We start from the raw sequence: 16833 nt of genomic DNA, 5'->3' as shown, positions 1-16833 counted from the left end.
AACGGGCGATCTCCGCACGTCGGAGGGGGTGTAGCGCGCCGGCGGCCGCCGATGGGCCGGGAGAGTGCCGGGTCGGCGTCGAAGAGCGCATCATACCTGTTCGCGGCCTGTTTGGCAGTAGAAATGACTCATTGTCTCGGTCTCGGAGACAGCCCTTGATCGGCATGGCTCGCCGGGGTGAGACTCATGTCTCGTGACCCCCGCGCTGAATCCGCTGCGCCGCATCGCCGCGTACGCCGTCTGCCTCGATGCGTCCAAGCGCGTGCTGCTGATCCGCGAGTCCGTGCGGTCGGGCACACCTGGCGTGTGGACGCTGCCGGGCGGCAGCGTGCTGCACGGCGAGCACCCGCGCGACGCCGTCGTCCGTGAGGCCGCCGCGGAGTCCGGGCTGCTGCTGCGCGCCGTCGCGCCCATCGACGTCCTCGCCGACACCCGCGCCCGCCCGCACCGCGAGGTCACCCTGCACACCGACCGCATCATGTTCGAGGCCGAGGTGATCAGCGGCGAGCCCGAGCCGCTCTCGCCGATGGTCGACGACGTCCGCTGGGTCAGCCTCGACGAAGCCGCCACGCTGCAGTTGCGTCCGTTCGTCGCGCAGATCCTCAAGCTGCCGCTCTCGACCGTCGACCTCCCGCCCGAGCAGATGCCCGAACTGCCCGGCTTCCACATCCAGCAGGCCGCCGACGGCCGGCACACCGTGCAGCGGTTCGCCGCGTACGGCCTGGTCCGCGACCCGCGGGGGCGCGTCCTGCTCACCCAGGTCGCCGACGGCTACCCCGACGCCGGCTGCTGGCACCTGCCTGGCGGCGGCACCGACTTCGGCGAGCAGCCGGCCCAGGCGCTGCTGCGCGAGCTGCACGAGGAGACCGGCCAGGCCGGCCGCATCCGCCGGCTGCTCGGCGTCGCCAGCCACCGCGAACCCGAGCAGGTCGGCCCCGAGGGGTTCGCCATCGACTGGCACGGTGTGCGGCCGTACTACGACGTCGTGGTCGACGAGCCGGCCACGCTGGTCCTGGCCGACGTCGGCGGCTCGACCGTCGGCGCCCGCTGGTTCGACCCCGCCGACGTCTCCACGCTGGCCCTCACCGCCGTCACGACGGACGCTCTGCGCGCGGTCTCCTGACCCAGCTATCAGGGGACGGGGGAGTGTGGCGACGGGCCGGGTCTCGGCGTCCTGGGTCTGGGGCGCGTCCTGGGTCTGGGGCGCGTTCTCGGGCCGGATTCGGTCGTTTCGCGCGCCTCAGACCCAGCACGTGCTGGTCGGCAGACCAGGAGCCGACCTACGGCGCCCGGCCGCACGGATCGGGGCCGCGCCTCGTGGCCGGGGCGGGCGGGTCAGGACGAGGCGCGGTCCGCGCCGTTCTCGCCGTTGCCGGGGGTCATGGCGTCGTCGAGCCAGCGGCGCACCTGGGATTCGGTGAGCTGCGGTGCGCGGGCCAGCGCGACCGCTTCGACCGCGGCGCGGGTGGCCGGGCCGAGCCGGCGGGTGCGCTGGGCGATGAGCCGCGCCTTGGGCAGCGTGATGCGGCCGTCGTCGAGGGCGGCGAGCGTGGCGGGCAGGCCGTTGACGAGGTCGACGGCGAGCGAAACCAGTTCGGTGGCGGCGTCGAGCTCGAGATGCAGCGCCTCGGCGATGGTGACGGCGGTGGCCGGGCCGCCGGGTGGGTCGGCCCGGCCGGCCAGCTCGGCGATGATGCGCGCCTGCATGGCGTCGAGGTGGGCGCCCTGACGTTGGTAGGCGGCCGCGACCCGGGGCAGCTCGCGCCGGGACAGCGCGGGTGGCTCGAACGTTTCGAGAACGGCGTTGAGCACGGTGCCGGGCGCGAGGCCGGCCCAGGCCGCACTGGGGTGATCTCCGGGGCGCGTCATGGCCGCACACTATCGCACAGATGTTCGAAGACGCGACCGGAAGTCCGCTATCCGGTTGGACGCAGGACGGCCAGCACCGGCCGGTGGTCGCTGCCGCCGGTCGCGTCGAGCACGCTGAACGACACGACGTCCCAGGTACGGGCGTCGGCCAGGACGTGGTCGATCGGCGTGCCGGCCCACGACGGCCAGCCGGCCGGCCAGGTGCCGGTCCCCGCAGCCGAGCGCGACCCGGCGGCGTCGGCGCACGGGCCCGGCGACCGCAGCGCCGGATGGTCCAGCGTCGCGTTGAAGTCGCCGGCGACGATCGCGCCCTCGTCGTCCCGGCAGCGCCGCACCGCCCACTCCGTGTCGGAGCGCCAGCGGGACATCGCGTCGGCGGTGGGTGGCCAGGCGTGGACGGCGGTGATCGGCGGGCCGTCCGACCCGGCGGTCGGCCGGACGGTGAACGAGCCCAGCCCGCTGGACGGGTCCGGCCGCGGCTCGCCGTACGTCCCCAGCGACGACGCCACCAGCAGCCCCGTCGCCGACGTGATGCCGGCGTCGACCTGGTGGTGGAGGACCTGGAAGCCGCCGCCGGCCAGCTCGGCGGCCCGCGCGGTCGTCTCGCGCGACGTCTCCGGCAGCACGACGACGTCGGCGCCGGTCGCCGTCACCAGGTCCGCGACCACCCGCGGTCCGGCGCCGTCGTAGAGCGTGTTGAACGCCAGCACCCGCACCTCGCCGGGCGCCTCGGCGGGGACGGCGTCGGACGACAGCCCGCGCGACAGCAGCACGCCGGCCGAGAACACCGTCGCCGCCGCGACCACCCCGGCGACGGCCGCCAGCGGCCACCGCGCCCGCCGGATCGTCACCGCCAGCACCGCGACCAGCACCGTCGCGACGACGCCGGCAGCCACCGTCAGGCCGCGCAGCGCCACCACCTGGGCCGGGCCGTAGGCGCCGGACGACCCGAACGCCTGCGGCCACACGACGACGACCGCGAGCAGCGCGGCCGCCGGCCCGCAGACCGCCGCCCAGCGGCGTGGGGTCACGCCGAGACGGAGTCCAGCGCCAGTTCGACCATCTCCGCGAACGTCCGCTCGCGCTCCTCGGCGGACGTCTCCTCGCCGGTGACGAGGTTGTCGCTGACCGTGCAGACGGCCACGGCCCGCGCGCCGAACTTCGCGGCCAGCGTGTAGAGGGCGGCCGCCTCCATCTCGACCGCCAGGACGCCGTACTGCGTCAGGCGGTCCCGCAGCTCGGGACGGTCGTGGTAGAAGGAATCGGTGCTGAAGATCTGCCCGACGTGGTACCGCGCGCCGGCCGCCTCGGCCTTCTCGACGTAGGCCCGCACCAGCGAGAAGTCCGCAGTCGGGGCGTAGTGGAAGCCCTCGAAGCGCAGCGCGTTCATCGACGACTCGGTGGCCGCGGAGATGCCGATGACGAGGTCCCGGATGGCGACGTCGGCCAGCAGCCCGCCGCACGACCCGACCCGGACCAGCGTCTTCGCGCCGTACTCGGCCAGCAGTTCGTGCACGTAGATGGAGATGGACGGCTGGCCCATGCCGGTGCCCTGGACCGAGATGCGCTGCCCCCGGTAGGTGCCGGTGAAGCCGAGCATGTTGCGGACCTGCGAGTAGCAGGTGACGTCGTCGAGGTACGTCTTGGCGATCCACTCGGCGCGGAGCGGGTCGCCCGGCAGCAGGACGGTCTCGGCGATCTCGCCCGGCGCGGCGGCAATGTGGGTGCTCACGAGTGCACACGGTATCCGGCGTAGGGTCGTGGGTCGTGCATGAGGCCTACGTCTTGCCCGGACCCCTCGCCCTCTCGCGCTCCACCGTCGATCGCGCCGCCGATCGCCGCCTGGACGCCGCATGGGTCGACGCGCTGTGGGCCGACGGCCGCACTCGGGTGCTGCTGGTCGGCGAGGGGACGGTGCCGGTCGACGACGGCGGGCTGCGCTTCGTCGCGCCGGCCGACGCCCCTGACGGCGACCGCTTCCTGCTCGGCCTCGACGGCGACGTCGCCTACGTCGCCGTCCACGTGGCGGAGAAACCGGACGGCGGCGCGACGCTGCGCGAGGTCGGCGCGGTGCTCGGCGACCGCGACGCCGGGCTGGCCGTGCACGCCGTCGCGCTGGCCAACTGGCACGCGACGCACCGGTTCTGCCCGCGCTGCGGCGCGCCCACCCGGGCGGAGCAGGGCGGGCACGTCCGGGTCTGCGAGGCTGACGGGTCGCAGCATTTCCCGCGCACCGACCCCGCCGTCATCGTGCTGGTGGTCGACGAGAAGGAGCGCTGCCTGCTCGGCCGCTCGGCGGCCTGGCCGGGGCGCCGGTTCTCGACGCTGGCCGGCTTCGTCGAGCCGGGGGAGACGCCGGAGCACGCGGTCGTCCGCGAGCTGTACGAGGAGGTCGGCGTGCGCATCACGTCGTGTCGCTACGCGGGCGCGCAGCCGTGGCCGTTCCCGTCCAGCCTCATGCTCGGCTACTACGCGACGGCGGCCGGCGAGGAGCCCGTGCCGGACGGCGAGGAGATCGCCGAGGCGCGCTGGTTCAGCCGCGACGAGCTGACCGCGGCGATGCGCGACGGCGACGTGCTGCCGCCGAGCGGCATCTCGATCGCCCGGAAGCTGGTCGAGGGCTGGTACGGCGCGCCGCTGCCGGACGAGGTCAGCCGGCGATAGCGGTCAGCTTCTCCTTGACCTCTGACGGGCTCGGGTTGGTCAGCGCGCTGCCGTCGGCGAACACCAGCGTCGGCACCACCGCGTTGCCGCCGTTCAGGCTCATGACGAGGTCGGCGGACGTCGGGTCGGTCTCGATGTCGACCTCGTCGAACGTGATGCCGTCGCGGGTGAGCGCCGTCTTGAGCCGGAAGCAGTAGCCACACCAGGTGGTGCTGTACATGGTGAACCGGGACATCGACGCTCCGCTCCTCAGACTTAGTTGCCGTATCAGCTACTCCAACACGGCCGGTCGCCCGGATTGTTCCGTGGCGCCTCGCATCCTGTCGGTACCGGCTGCGAGGATGGGGCGATGCGCGTACCCGACGTCCTCGCCGGCCTCGATCCCGAGCAGCGAGCGGTCGCCTCCGCGCTCAGCGGGCCGGTCTGCGTCATCGCCGGCGCCGGCACCGGCAAGACCCGTGCCATCACCCACCGCATCGCCCACGGCGTGCACAGCGGCGCCTTCGACCCACGCCGCACGCTCGCCGTCACGTTCACCACCCGGGCGGCCGGCGAGATGCGCGGGCGGTTGCGCTCGCTCGGCGCCGAGGGCGTCCAGGCCCGCACGTTCCACTCCGCGGCGCTGCGCCAGGCCCGCTACTTCTGGCCGCAGATCACCGGGGCCGACCTCCCCGAGATCAGCCGGAGCAAGCTGCCCATCGTCGGCTCGGCGGCGTCGCGTTGCCGGGTGCCCACCGACCGCACGGTGCTGCGCGACCTCGCCTCCGAGATCGAGTGGGCCAAGGTCAGCAACGTGCTGCCCGAGTCGTACGTCACCGCCGCCGCGGCCGCGCACCGTGAGGTCGGCAACGTCGACCCCGAGTCCGTCGCCAAGGTCTACGCCGCCTACGAGGACCTCAAGACCGACCGCAACGTCCTCGACATGGAAGACATCCTGCTCGCCGCCGTCGGCCTGCTGTCCGGGCACCCGGGCGTCGCCCAGCAGGTCCGGTCGCAGTACCACCACTTCGTGGTCGACGAGTACCAGGACGTCTCGCCGGTGCAACAGAAGCTGCTCGACCTCTGGATGGGCGAGCGCACCGACGTCTGCGTCGTCGGCGACCCCGCTCAGACCATCTACTCCTTCGCCGGCGCCCAGCCCGACTACCTCGTCGGGTTCCCGCAGCGCTTCCCCGGCGCCACCGTCGTGCGGCTGTTCCGCGACTACCGGTCCACGCCCGAGGTGGTCGGCGTCGCCAACGCCGTGCTCCGCGCCGCCCGCGAGGCGCACCAGGGCGTCGTCCTCGAGGCGCAGCGCCCGGCCGGCCCGAAGCCTGCGTTCGTCGAGCACAGCGACGAGCTGGCCGAGGCCGCGTGGGTGGCCGCGCAGATCGCGAAGCTGGTCGCCAACGGCACGCAGCAGCGCGAGATCGCGGTGCTGTTCCGGGTCAACGCGCAGTCCGAGGCGTACGAACAGGCGCTGGCCGACGCCGGCGTCACCTACGTCGTCCGTGGCGCCGAGCGGTTCTTCGACCGCGGCGAGGTGCGCCAGGCGGCCATGCTGCTGCGCGCCGCCGTCCGCACCACCGACGGCGTGCCCGACGCCCCCGACGCCGCCGCGGCCACGTCCGCCATCCTCTCCACGGCCGGCTGGTCGCCCACCCCGCCGGCCGGCGGCGGTGCGGCCCGCGAGCGGTGGGAGTCACTGGCGGCGCTGGTGTCGCTGGCCGAGGAGGTCGTCGCGGCCAAGCCCGGCGCCAGCCTGGCCGATGTCGTCGACGAGTTGGAGGCGCGGGCCGCGGCCCAGCACGCCCCGACGGCCGACGGCGTCACGCTCTCCTCGTTGCACTCCGCCAAGGGCCTCGAGTGGGACGCCGTCTTCATCGTCGGCTGCCACGAGGGCACGCTGCCGCTGAGCTACGCCGAGACGCCCGCGCAGATCGAGGAGGAGCGCAGGCTGCTCTACGTCGGCGTCACCCGGGCCCGCGAGCACCTGTCCGTGTCGTGGTCGCTGGCCCGCCAGCCCGGCGGCCGCGGCAACCGGCGGCCCAGCCGGTTCCTCGACGGCGTCCGCCCCGGCGGCGCCGCCCGCAGCGACCACCGTCCCGAGCGCGGCACCGGCCGCGGCCGCAAGTCCGGGGCGCCGGCGCGGTGCCGGGTCTGCGGCGCACCGCTGGTCGACGCCGTCGACCGCAAGCTCGGCCGGTGCGGCAGCTGCCCGTCGTCCATGGACGAGGCGTTGTTCGAGCGGTTGCGCGCCTGGCGGCTGGAACGGTCGCAGGAGCAGAAGGTGCCGGCCTACGTCGTGTTCACCGACGCCACGCTGGTCGCGATCGCCGAGTCCACGCCGGTCAACGAGACCCAGCTGTCCGCCATCCCGGGGGTCGGCCGCACCAAGCTGGAGCGCTACGGCGCCGACGTCCTGGAGCTGTGCCGCGAAGTCGTCGAAGAATGACCGTAAAAATGGGTTGCCCCTTACACGCGACCCGCATTAGCATTGCCGGGCGCGTTGCGATACGACGTGCCCACGAGTCGGAAGGCCCGGCTCGGGATCGACGCCGAAAGGAGGACGCCCGATGGAGAACACGACCTTGAACCCGTTGCAGAGCGGTGTCGGCTTCGCCTATGCGCCTTCCTTCCGTGGCGTCTCCCTGAGCTCCTGGGAGCGCATGATCGCGCCCGTCACCGCCCCGCAGACAGGAGAAGTGCGTCCGCAGGCAGGCAACACGACGCACCTCGTCGATGGGGTCAAGCAGGGCGTGCGTGTCCGCACTTGGAGTCCACCGGTCTAGCCATGACCAGACCGGCGCCTCCGAGGCCGCGGACTCCCCACCCGGGATCCGCGGCCTTTTTGTTTGCCCAAACCGAACAGGGTTTGCCCAAACCGAACAGGGTTTGCCCAGAACCGACTCACGTGGAAGGGAGGTGACCGAACTCATGATGCTGACCAGCGTTCTCGATCGGGCCGTAGCGGCCGACGAGTCCATGCCGTGCAAGAAGGACCCGGAGCTGTGGTTCGCCGAGTCGCCGGCTGACGTCGAACACGCCAAGCAGTTGTGCCGCGAGTGCCCCGTACTGGAGCAGTGCCTCGCCGGTGCGATGGACCGGGCCGAGCCCTGGGGCGTGTGGGGCGGAGAGCTCTTCGTCTCCGGAGCCATCGTGGCGCGCAAGCGTCCGCGTGGCCGTCCCCGTAAGAACGAGATCGCGGCGTAGCGAGACCAGCGCACACCGCGACCGGGCACCAACGGCACCTGCCGACGACCGATGACCCCGATGAAAGGACGACGACATGACCATGACGCTCCGGCCCGATGCGGCCAACCCCGACGACCCGCAGGCCACCGATACCAGCGTGAACCGAGACTTCAGGAGCACCGAGATGCATCTCATGAACGAAGCCCTCGCGCGGGCTCACTGTACGGAGCAGCGCGAACGGGCGTTGCGAGAGCGACGAGTACGTCGCGTGCTGGCCGCCCGCCGGATGGACCGGCGGGCCGCCCGGGCGGCGCAGCGAGCCAGGAACCTGGCTGCCGCGGCCGTCGCCCTGCGCAGCCGCACCTACTGACCGGGTGAGGCCGGGTCCGTCCGATGACGGGCCGTGTCCTCGTGAGCGTCCGTCGTGCGTCGTCCGAGCAAGTTGTCGATCGTCCGAACGACCCCGCACCGCCGCACGGCGGTGCGGGGTCGTCGTGTTGTCCGAAGTGGTCAGTACCAGTCGTTGCGGTGGGCCGTCGCGGCAATCGACGATGTCTGGCCGGGGCGCGGATGCCTCGGCTCAATGGGGGGACCAACGATGACGACGCTAGGTGAGACCCGCGTGCCTGAAGACAGATCGGTTCCGGTGACGTGCGCACTCTGTGGGACGACCGCCGAGGAGCCGCCGCTGACGTGGGTCAGCAGCGTGGAACGCGACCGGACCCTCTACTACTGCGACCGCTGTGCCCGCGACAACCTGCGCTCGATCGAGGCGCGCCTCGACGGCGCCTGGTGGTGACGCCGCTCAGGCGCTGAAGCCGGGCAGCCAGCGCTCGAGCTCCGCGCGGAACGGCGCCTCGCAGTCGAGTTGCGACAGCACGCCGATGCCGCCGATCCAGACCCGGTGGATGAGCAGGTATGACGGCGGCAGGTTCAGCTTGAGCCCGATGGAGTAGCCGGGCCGGCGGGGGTCGTTGATGCGGGCGAACTGCTCGCGCATCCACGGCCGGTTGAAGTGGAACCGGTCGACCATGGCCGGTTCGAGGAACGGCGACAGGTAGTCGTAGAGACCTTCGGGGTCGAGGTCGATGTGCGCCTTGACGAAGCCCTCTTCGCGCAGGCCGTCGAGCATCTCGTCGGCCTCGCCGGCCAGCGCGCGGCGCATGAGCTGACCGATCGACGGCGGCAGGCCCTCGGGCAGCCGCGCGACCGCGCCGAAGTCGAGCACGCCGAGCCGGCCGTCGGCCGTGACCCGGTAGTTGCCCGGGTGCGGGTCGGCGTGCAGCAGGCCGGCCCGGGCCGGTCCGGAGAACAGGAACCGGACGTAGAGCAGCCCGGCGTGGTCGCGCTCTTCCTTGCTGCCGTCGGCGATGACCTTCGACAGCGGCAGGCCGTCGAGCCATTCGGACACCAGCACGTGCTCGGCGCCCTCGACCAGCCGCGGCACCGCGAACTCGGGGTCGTCGCCGTAGGCGAGCGCGAACCCGTCCTGCGCGTCGGCCTCCATGCGGTAGTCGAGCTCCTCGACCATGCGGTCGTGCAGCTCCTCGACCAGCGCCTTCGCGTCCATGCCGGGCACCAGGGCGCCGATGGAGCGGCCCAGCCGGGCGACCTGGCGCAGGTCGGAGCGCAGCGCGTCGCCGGCCCCGGGATACTGGATCTTGACGGCGACCGTGCGGCCGTCGTGCCACACGGCCTTGTGCACCTGGCCGATGGACGCCGACGCGGCGGGGGAGTCGTCGAAGGACCGGAAGCGGTCGCGCCAGTCGGCGCCGAGGTCGGCGGCGAGCACGCCATGCACCGTGGCGGCCTTCATCGGCGGCGCGGACTCCTGCAGCTTGGTGAGCGTGGCGCGGTAGGGCGCGGCCAGCTCCTCCGGGATGCCGGCCTCGAGCACGGACAGCGTCTGCCCGAACTTCATGGCGCCGCCCTTGAGCTCGCCGAGCACCCGGAAGACGTGTTCGGCCGTGCGCTGCTGCAGGTCGGCGCTGACGGACTCGGCCGAGGCGCCGCTCAGCCGCCGGCCCAGTCCCATCGTCGCCCGCCCGGCCAGCCCGAGCGGCAGTGACGCGAGCTTGAAGGCGCGGTTCACGGCATTGCGTGGCAGATCGCTCACGTCTCCCATTGTGCCGCGTCCTCCTCCCGAATGGCCCAACCGCATCCACAGCGGGGATGACGGGTCCAACTCCGGCGCCGCGGCAGCCCCGAGGGCAGCGTCATCTCGATGGTGCCGTCGACCGCCGCCGGCGTGAAACCGTCGAGGCAGGCCAGCGCCTGGGTGGCGGCCAGCCCGGCGACGACGGCGGCCAGCGCGGCGTCGCAGGCCGGCTCGGGTGGCGGACGGCGCAGCGCTTGGTCGAGGACGAGCGGCCAGTGCGGGTCGCGGGCGGTGCGGTGGAGGTCGAGGCAACGCAGGCACGACGACCGGCCCGGCAGCACCAGCGGCCCGACCACCCCGGTGACCTCGACGACCTGGGCGAGCAGGTGCGGGATGCCCTGCCGCACCAGCTCGGCGGCCTCCTCGCGGCCGGTGCCGCCGCTCGGCGCGAGGACGGTCAGGCTCGGGATCGCGGGCCGGCGGTGACCGGCGCCGGGTTCGTCGCCCGCGTCGGCGGGGAGCAGCGCGGCCAGCGAACGGCGCCGGGGCGCGCCGACGGCGTCGGGCGGGTGGCCGCCGGGGCTGACGTCGGCCGGGCGGACGGGATGACCGTCGAGCACCGCGACCGTCCCCACCCCGGCCGCCGCCAGCAGCCGCGCGATCTGCGCGCCGACCCGCCCGGCGCCGTGCACGTCGACCCGCTGCCGGGACCGGACGGCCAGCACGTCGCCGCCGCCGGCCGCCGTCCGGGACAGCAGCGCGGCGCTGGACCGGTCGGGCTGCCGACGGGAGTCGTCCGGCCGGTCGTCCGTCCGGCCGCTCGTCCGGCCGCCGGGGCGGTCGCCGGGCCCGAGCCGGTCGCCGTCGATGACGGCGCCGGCCGCCAGCAGCAGCTCGGTGAGATGGTCGGCGGCGGACCGGCCGAGGCCGACCTCCGCCGCCAGCTCCCGCAGCGCCGCGAGGTCGGCGTCGCCGGTCATCGCCTCGACGACGGCCCGCTCGGGCCGGCTCAGCCCGCCCACCACCAGCGCGAGCAGCGGCGTCGCGCCCACCTGCAGGGTGGACTCGTCACGCCAGGTGCGGCTCAACGCGGGATGGAGGATCGGACGCACAGCGGCATCCTGCCGGTTTCGGCGCCGCCGTGCGTTCCGCTGTCCACAGGCCCGCGAGCGCGGGCCCGGCCGGCCTCAGACGCGCCCGAGGATGCGGTTCAGATTGGTCGAACAGACCGGGCAGGTGGCCTTCGCCATGCGAGTGCCCTTGTCGTTGACGACGATGTCGCCGGTGGCCTCGCGCTTCTCCTTGCACTTCACGCAGTAGAACTCCCCCGTGTACGTCTCAGCCATTCGTGGCCTTCCTTTCCTCGTTGCAGGAGCGGAAGCAGCAGGTCAGCCGCGTCCCCCGTGTGGTTGAGCCGACACATTACGCCAGCCGGCGGATCCTTCGAGGCAGAAATGACGAGCGAGAATGCGCTCGGCGGGATCTCAGTTCCGTTGACGGGCGCGCATCTTCCCCGAACGCGCGCCCTCACCGAAGGTGAAGGTGTCATCGTTTTCCGAGATCCCACCGAGCGAGATCGGGCGGCCCGTGCGAAGTGTGGTGTGCAAGGGATTCGAGCCGCCGGACATGTCAGTGAACGTACGGCGATCCCGAGGTGGCGGCAACGGGAACGGCGGTGGATCATCCCAAGGCTGTGGATAACTCTGTGGACGACCTGTGCAGGACTACCGGGGTACTTGTGGACCACCGGTGCGCAGTGTGTTGACAACCCGGAGGGTCAACATCGTCAGCGTCTCTGAGCTGGGCAAACACAATCCACCACATGTGTACGAAGAAAGTGTGGCCGACGTCGCACCGAGGAACGTGGCGGAGCCGGGCATTGGCCTCGTAGGCGGCGATCTCGACCGGTTATCCACATTGCATCCACGCATTCGCCCGCCGTTGGGTTTACGGTGCAACCATGGAGGCACCGGACGTCGAGATACGGCGCTCGCTGCGCCGCCGGCGTACGGTCACGGCGTTCCGCGAGAACGGCCGCATCGTCGTGTGTCTCCCGTCGCGCCTCAGCAAGGCCGAGGAACGCCGCTGGGTCCAGGTCATGCTCGACCGGCTGGCGGCCCAGGAGAAGCGGCGCCGTCCCAGCGACGAAGCGCTGCTGGCCCGGGCCGGCGACCTGTCGCGCAAACACCTCGGTGGCCGGGCGGTGCCGAGCAGCGTGCGGTGGAGCTCCACCCAGCGGGCCCGCTGGGGCTCGTGCACACCCAGCGACGGCTCGATCCGGCTGTCCAGCCGGCTGCAGGGCCTGCCGACCTGGGTCATCGACTACGTCCTGGTGCACGAGCTGGCGCACCTGCTGGTCAACGACCACGGGCCGGAGTTCTGGGCGCTGGTCGGGGCGTACCCGCGGGCCGAGCGGGCACGCGGCTTCCTCGACGGCTACAGCCACGCGGCCGGCGCGGCCCCGGCTGGCGAGGACGACGAATCCGCCGAGGACAACGAGTCCGACGAGGACGGGTCGTCGCCCGATGCGTCCGGCGACGAGGGCGACGCCGCCTGACTCGCTGCCCGATTCGGGTGGATTCGTGGTGCATCCTGGGTACCGTCCTGCGGTGACATCGACGCAGGCGTTCGTGGGCATCCCGACCGGCACCATCACCTGGGACGCGTTGCTGACCGGAGCGCTCGCTGTTCCGGCGACGTTCCTCGCCGCGCTGCTGGCCTTCTGGCTGCAGTCCCGGCACAGCTCGCGGCAGGGCCTGGTCGAGGCGGTCGAATCGCTGCGTGAGCTGGTCATGCGCGTGGCGTCGACGTCGGCCCCGGCTCCCGCCGACGGCCCGTGGGTGCCTGGCGGCGCGCGCCGGCTGACCGAGGCCGAGGCGCGGCTGTTCGTGGATCTCGGCGAACGGATCGCCCGGGTCCGCTCCCGGTGCGGCCGCCGCGACCGCGCCCTGGCCGCCGGGCTGCGCGACGCCCACGTCAGCGTCATCGCCGCGGTCGTCGGCGGCGAGACCGCCGAGGCCGCCGCCGTCTGGCGGTTCCTGGACGCCTGGCTGGATTCCCGCAGCGGCGTGCGGCGCGGCCGGATCACCGTCGAGGCGCTGCGACCCAGCCGCCGGACGACGGGTGCGAGCTCCGGCGCGGGCACGGGTCAGCAGGCGCCGGCGCGCGGGTGACCGGGCGCGGACGACGTCCCGCGGGTGACCGGGCGCGGACGACGTCCCGCGGGTGACCGGGCGCCGCGCCGGTCGCGCGTTTCAGCTCGTACGACCTGAGTGGGACCCCGCCCGGCTGGGAGGGCTTCCCACCCTATGGGCGGGCACCGACAGTCACCGTCGCGCTGGCCGCCACGACGAGCGAGCGGCCGCCCGGCGGCGGGGCTCGGTGCGGCTGAGCGGCCGCCGTACGGCCGGGCAGCTCGGCGCGGCGTCAGAGAGCTGTGTCAGAGGGCGGCGTCGGAGGACTGCGTCAGAGGGCGGCGCGGGCGGCGGCGATCAGCTCCACGACCCCGCCACCGAGCGGCGCCGGGAGGTCGTCGTAGCGGAACCAGCCGAGGTCGCGGGATTCATCGCTGACCGTGGCCACGGCGCCGGGTGGCGCCACCGCGAGGTACTGCACGTCCAGGTGCCACTCGGCGACGCCGGGGCGACAGGGGGCCGGGTGCCGGTCCAGCTTGACCGGCGAACCGCCGCCGCCAAGTGCCAGGCCCGCGATCCCGCTCTCCTCCGTGGCCTCCCGCAGCGCCGTCGCCGCGAGCGAGCCGTCGCCGTCCTCGCAATGCCCGCCGGCCTGGAGCCAGAGGCCGGCCCGGCCGTGCAGGAGCAGCAGCACCCGCTCGGCGGCGGGGTCGAGGATCAGTGCGCTGCCGGTGAGGTGCGCGGGCACGCACGAGCGCCGCATCGCGCCGGGCTCGGCCCGCAACAGGTCGAGGTAGGAGCGCCGCAGCTCGTTCTGGCCGGGCGACGGCGCGGCCCACCCCGACAGCACGGCGACGGCGTCGGCGTGCAGGGGGTCGGGCGGCATCAGGACGGGCTGCCGCCGTTCTCGCCCTCGGGCGGGGCGGGAGTGTCGTCGAGCCCGGACATGTCCCACTGGTCGACGACGAGGAAGGCGGCGGGGTCGGCGAGGTCGTCGGCCGAGGGCATGAGGTCGGGGTGCGCCCAGACGGCGTCGCGGCCGTCGGCGCCGCGGTCCTCGCGGACCGCCGCCCAGAACGTGGCCGCCTCGCGCAGCTTGCGCGGCCGCAACTGCAGCCCGACCAGCGTGGCGAACGTCTGCTCGGCCGGCCCGCCGGACGCGCGCCGCCGGCGGACGGTCTCGCGCAGCGCCGCCGCGGACGGCAGCCGGTCGGCCGTGGCCTGCGTGACGACGTCGTCGACCCAGCCCTCGACGAGGGCCAGCGCCAACTCGAGGCGGTCGAGCGCGGCCTGCTGCTCCGGCGTCGTCGGGACGTCGAACAGCCCGCCCTCGAGCGCCTCTTGCAGCGCCTCGGGCCGCTGGGGGTCGATCTCGCGCATCTTCTCCTCGACGGCGCTGGTGTCGACGGAGACGTTGCGGGCGTACTCCTCGACCAGCGCGACGATGTGCGCGCGCAGCCACGGCGCGTGGCCGTACAGGCGGACGTAGGCGGCCTCGCGCAGCGCGAGGTAGAGCAGGACGTCGCGGGCGTCGACCCCGAGGCCCTCGCCGAAGGCGCGGACGTTGGCCGGCAGCAGCGCCGGGTGCCCGGCGGCCAGCGGCACGCCGATGTCGGCCGAGCCGACCACCTCGCCGGCCAGCTTGCCGATGCTCTGGCCCACCTGCGCGCCCCACATGGAGACGCCGACCTGCTGCATCATGCCGACCAGCGGGCCGGCGGCCTGCGCGATCTCGGGCGGCAGCGACTTGCTCATGGCCTCGGAGACCCGGGCGGCGAGCGGCTCGACGAGGTCCTTCCAGGCGGCGTGGGTGCCCTCGACCCACTCGGCCCGGCTCCAGGTGCGTGGCGAGCCGCCGGTGGACGGGAACGTGGTGGCGTCGTTGAGCCAGGTGTCGGCCAGCCGGAACGCGTCGTCGACCTCGCGCCGGTCGGAACCGCTGACCGAGCGGTCGCCGGCGGCCGAGACGACCTCGCGCGCGGCCTGGTTGGCGAGGTCCCAATTCACCGGCCCGCCGGACCAGGAGAACATCTGGCCGAGCTGCTGGAACATGGCGCCGAGGTCGGGGTTGCCGCCGGGGCCGCCCGGACCGCCCGCGCCGAACATGCCGAAGAGGCCGCCGAGGGGGTCGTCAGGGCCGGAGCCACCGGCCCCGCCGGAGCCGGAACCAGGCTTCTCGGGCCGGTTGTCGTCCGGGTCGTCAGCAGAACCGAAACCGAAGGGGACATCATTCATGGCAGCGCCTCGGGCAGGATGGGAAGCGTTCGGGAGCGCCTCATGCGTTCCACGGTAGTCGTTGAAGGGGATTTCGTGCGCAGACAGTCGGGCCGGGTTCGCGCTGGGCGCAACGGTGGCGACGGCCTGGTGATCGCGGTCACCGGTGCCGCCTCCGGGGTCGGCCGCCTGCTGGCCGCACGGCTGGCCGCCAGCGACGACGTCGCCGAGGTGGTGGGTCTCGACGACTCCCGCGGCGACGTCGACGGCGTCACGTGGCGCGTGATGGATCTCACCGATCCCGCCATCGTCACCCGGCTGGCCGGCGTCGACGCCGTGGTGCACGCGGCGGTCGACATCGGCATCACCGACGACCCCGCCGTCCGCTCGCACCGCAACGTGCGCGGCACCCAGACCATCCTGACGGCGTCCGCGGCGGCCGGCGTGAAGCACGTCGCGGTCCTCACCAGCGCCATGGTCTACGGCGCGCAGCCCGACAACGACGTCCCGCTGGACGAGGACGCCCCGCTGCGGGCGGAGCCCGACGGCTCGGTCATCAGCGACCTGCTGGAGATCGAGGACCTCAGCGCGCGGGCGCCAAGGTCGCACCCCGGCATGTCGGTGACGGTGGTCCGCCCGGCCGCGGTCGTCGGCCCCGGCATCGACACCGTCCTGACCCGCCACTTCGAGGCGCCGCGGCTGCTGGTCGTGCGCGGCAGCGAGCCGGCCTGGCAGTTCTGCCACGTCGACGACCTCGCGTCGGCGCTCGAGCACGTCGTCCTGCACGGCGTCACCGGCCCGGTCGCCGTCGGCAGCGAGGGCCACCTCGACCAGTCCAGCGTCGAGGAGCTGTCCGGCCGCAGCCGCATCGAGCTGCCGGCGTCGTTCGCGTTCGGCACCGCCCAGCGGCTGCACCGGCTCGGCGTCACCCCGGCGCCGGCCAGCGAGCTGCACTACGTCACCCGGCCGTGGGTGGTGGCCGCCGAGCGGCTGCGCAAGGCCGGGTGGGAGCCGCGCTACGACAACGCCGCGGCGCTGCGTGCGCTGATGGACGAGGTCGGCGGCCGGCACGCGCTGGCGTCACGTCGCATCGGCAAGCGCGACGCCGCCACGGCGGCCACCATCGGCGCCGCCGGCGCCACCGTCGCGATTCTCGGGACGGCGGTCGTGGTCCGCAAGGCCCGCCGCCGGAAGCGGAGCTGAGATGGACGTCATCCGGCTGCTCGACGTGCGGCCCGACCCGCTCTCCGTCGACGAGGTGCTGGCCGCGGTGTCCGACCGCGGCGCCGGCGGCACCGTCGTGTTCGTCGGCACGGTCCGCGAGGCCGACGACGGCCGCGGCGTCACCAGCCTCGACTACGAGGCGCACCCCGCGGTGTCCGAGGCGCTGCGAACAGTGGCCGAGAAGGTCGCCGCCGAGCACCCGCTGCGCGCGCTGGCCGCCGTCCACCGCGTCGGCCACCTCGACATCGGCGCCGTCGCCGTCGTGGTCGCGGCCGCCGCCGATCACCGCCAGGAGGCGTTCGCCGCCTGCCGCCAGCTGATCGACGACCTCAAGCGCGAGGTCCCGATCTGGAAGCACCAGCGCTTCGACGACGGCAGCGAGGAATGGGTCGGCTCACCCTGAAACGCGAACGGAGGCTGGCCTGGCCGGCGACGAGGAAGGCTCGTCGCTGACGG

The 16833-nt window shown here is 73.6% G+C and carries 20 protein-coding genes; 11 read left to right on the top strand and 9 right to left on the bottom strand.

Features of this window, described 5'->3' with window-relative positions; all coding sequences use genetic code 11:
* Positions 1–193: 193 nt before the first annotated feature.
* A complete protein-coding gene (locus ACW62_RS06715) occupies positions 194–1123 on the top strand; it encodes an NUDIX hydrolase (protein WP_053203311.1) in 930 nt (309 codons plus the stop codon).
* Between the two features lie 212 nt (positions 1124–1335).
* Here ACW62_RS06715 and ACW62_RS06710 read toward each other — a convergent pair whose 3' ends face one another.
* The 3 genes from ACW62_RS06710 to deoD are packed head-to-tail and all read right to left on the bottom strand — an operon-like array spanning position 1336 to position 3601.
* Complete coding sequence (locus ACW62_RS06710; protein WP_053203310.1) at positions 1336–1869, bottom strand: DUF222 domain-containing protein; 534 nt, start codon at positions 1867–1869, stop codon at positions 1336–1338.
* A 47-nt stretch (positions 1870–1916) separates the two neighbouring features.
* Positions 1917–2900, bottom strand: a complete 984-nt coding sequence (locus tag ACW62_RS06705) for an endonuclease/exonuclease/phosphatase family protein (protein ID WP_053203309.1) — start codon at positions 2898–2900, stop codon at positions 1917–1919.
* Entirely contained in the window at positions 2897–3601 is a 705-nt protein-coding gene (deoD, locus tag ACW62_RS06700) for a purine-nucleoside phosphorylase (protein WP_053203308.1), read from the bottom strand. Before deoD ends, ACW62_RS06705 begins: the two co-directional genes overlap by 4 nt.
* A 35-nt stretch (positions 3602–3636) precedes the next feature.
* On the opposite strand from deoD, the gene nudC reads away from it, so the two are divergent.
* On the top strand, positions 3637–4533 hold the full coding sequence (nudC, locus tag ACW62_RS06695; RefSeq protein ID WP_205629179.1) for an NAD(+) diphosphatase: 897 nt from the start codon (positions 3637–3639) through the stop codon (positions 4531–4533).
* Here nudC and ACW62_RS06690 read toward each other — a convergent pair.
* On the bottom strand, positions 4520–4768 hold the full coding sequence (locus tag ACW62_RS06690) for a mycoredoxin (protein ID WP_053203307.1): 249 nt from the start codon (positions 4766–4768) through the stop codon (positions 4520–4522). The two genes, nudC and ACW62_RS06690, sit on opposite strands and share 14 nt — an antisense overlap.
* A gap of 114 nt (positions 4769–4882) precedes the next feature.
* Between ACW62_RS06690 and ACW62_RS06685 the strand changes: the two genes are divergently transcribed.
* The 5 genes from ACW62_RS06685 (at position 4883) to ACW62_RS06670 (ending at position 8506) form a co-directional block, all read left to right on the top strand.
* Entirely contained in the window at positions 4883–6967 is a 2085-nt protein-coding gene (locus tag ACW62_RS06685) for an ATP-dependent DNA helicase UvrD2 (RefSeq protein ID WP_053203306.1), read from the top strand.
* 121 nt (positions 6968–7088) lie between these two features.
* Entirely contained in the window at positions 7089–7304 is a 216-nt protein-coding gene (locus tag ACW62_RS33835; protein ID WP_157574457.1) for a hypothetical protein, read from the top strand.
* 145 nt (positions 7305–7449) lie between these two features.
* Positions 7450–7725, top strand: a complete 276-nt coding sequence (locus ACW62_RS06680) for a WhiB family transcriptional regulator (RefSeq protein ID WP_083459447.1) — start codon at positions 7450–7452, stop codon at positions 7723–7725.
* A 76-nt stretch (positions 7726–7801) separates the two neighbouring features.
* Complete coding sequence (locus ACW62_RS06675; protein ID WP_053203304.1) at positions 7802–8077, top strand: hypothetical protein; 276 nt, start codon at positions 7802–7804, stop codon at positions 8075–8077.
* A gap of 252 nt (positions 8078–8329) precedes the next feature.
* Positions 8330–8506 (top strand): hypothetical protein, encoded by a 177-nt coding sequence (locus ACW62_RS06670; RefSeq protein ID WP_205629178.1) that lies wholly within the window; start codon positions 8330–8332, stop codon positions 8504–8506.
* Between the two features lie 6 nt (positions 8507–8512).
* On the opposite strand, the gene ACW62_RS06665 is transcribed toward ACW62_RS06670, so the two are convergent.
* The 3 genes from ACW62_RS06665 to ACW62_RS34655 form a co-directional block, all read right to left on the bottom strand.
* Positions 8513–9823 carry an ABC1 kinase family protein gene (locus ACW62_RS06665; RefSeq protein ID WP_205629177.1) on the bottom strand — a complete coding sequence of 437 codons (1311 nt, stop codon included), beginning with the start codon at positions 9821–9823 and terminating at the stop codon, positions 8513–8515.
* A complete protein-coding gene (locus tag ACW62_RS06660; protein ID WP_053203302.1) occupies positions 9820–10917 on the bottom strand; it encodes a hypothetical protein in 1098 nt (365 codons plus the stop codon). The genes ACW62_RS06665 and ACW62_RS06660 overlap by 4 nt, the downstream gene beginning before the upstream one ends.
* Before the next feature lie 75 nt (positions 10918–10992).
* The gene (locus tag ACW62_RS34655) at positions 10993–11151 is read right to left on the bottom strand and encodes a DUF5679 domain-containing protein (RefSeq protein ID WP_092623275.1); all 159 of its coding nucleotides are present in this window, start codon (positions 11149–11151) and stop codon (positions 10993–10995) included.
* Positions 11152–11765: 614 nt separating this feature from the next.
* On the opposite strand from ACW62_RS34655, the gene ACW62_RS06655 reads away from it, so the two are divergent.
* Together ACW62_RS06655 and ACW62_RS06650 are read left to right on the top strand one after the other, a co-directional pair.
* The gene (locus ACW62_RS06655) at positions 11766–12362 is read left to right on the top strand and encodes a M48 metallopeptidase family protein (RefSeq protein ID WP_205629176.1); all 597 of its coding nucleotides are present in this window, start codon (positions 11766–11768) and stop codon (positions 12360–12362) included.
* 52 nt (positions 12363–12414) lie between these two features.
* A complete protein-coding gene (locus ACW62_RS06650) occupies positions 12415–12978 on the top strand; it encodes a hypothetical protein (RefSeq protein ID WP_053203301.1) in 564 nt (187 codons plus the stop codon).
* Positions 12979–13270: 292 nt separating this feature from the next.
* On the opposite strand, the gene ACW62_RS06645 is transcribed toward ACW62_RS06650, so the two are convergent.
* Both ACW62_RS06645 and ACW62_RS06640 read right to left on the bottom strand, forming a co-directional pair.
* Entirely contained in the window at positions 13271–13825 is a 555-nt protein-coding gene (locus ACW62_RS06645) for an NUDIX hydrolase (protein ID WP_053203300.1), read from the bottom strand.
* Positions 13825–15174 carry a zinc-dependent metalloprotease gene (locus tag ACW62_RS06640; protein WP_053203299.1) on the bottom strand — a complete coding sequence of 450 codons (1350 nt, stop codon included), beginning with the start codon at positions 15172–15174 and terminating at the stop codon, positions 13825–13827. Before ACW62_RS06640 ends, ACW62_RS06645 begins: the two co-directional genes overlap by 1 nt.
* 75 nt (positions 15175–15249) lie before the next feature.
* Between ACW62_RS06640 and ACW62_RS06635 the strand changes: the two genes are divergently transcribed.
* A complete protein-coding gene (locus tag ACW62_RS06635) occupies positions 15250–16356 on the top strand; it encodes an NAD-dependent epimerase/dehydratase family protein (RefSeq protein ID WP_205629175.1) in 1107 nt (368 codons plus the stop codon).
* 1 nt (position 16357) lies between these two features.
* Positions 16358–16780 carry a molybdenum cofactor biosynthesis protein MoaE gene (locus ACW62_RS06630; RefSeq protein ID WP_053203297.1) on the top strand — a complete coding sequence of 141 codons (423 nt, stop codon included), beginning with the start codon at positions 16358–16360 and terminating at the stop codon, positions 16778–16780.
* The last annotated feature ends 53 nt before the right edge of the window (positions 16781–16833 follow it).

Origin of the sequence: Jiangella muralis (genome assembly GCF_001270745.1) — a bacterium.
GTDB classification, from domain to species: domain Bacteria; phylum Actinomycetota; class Actinomycetes; order Jiangellales; family Jiangellaceae; genus Jiangella; species Jiangella muralis.
Note: the sequence above shows the minus strand (reverse complement) of the source record. Positions and strands in the feature narration are given on the sequence as shown.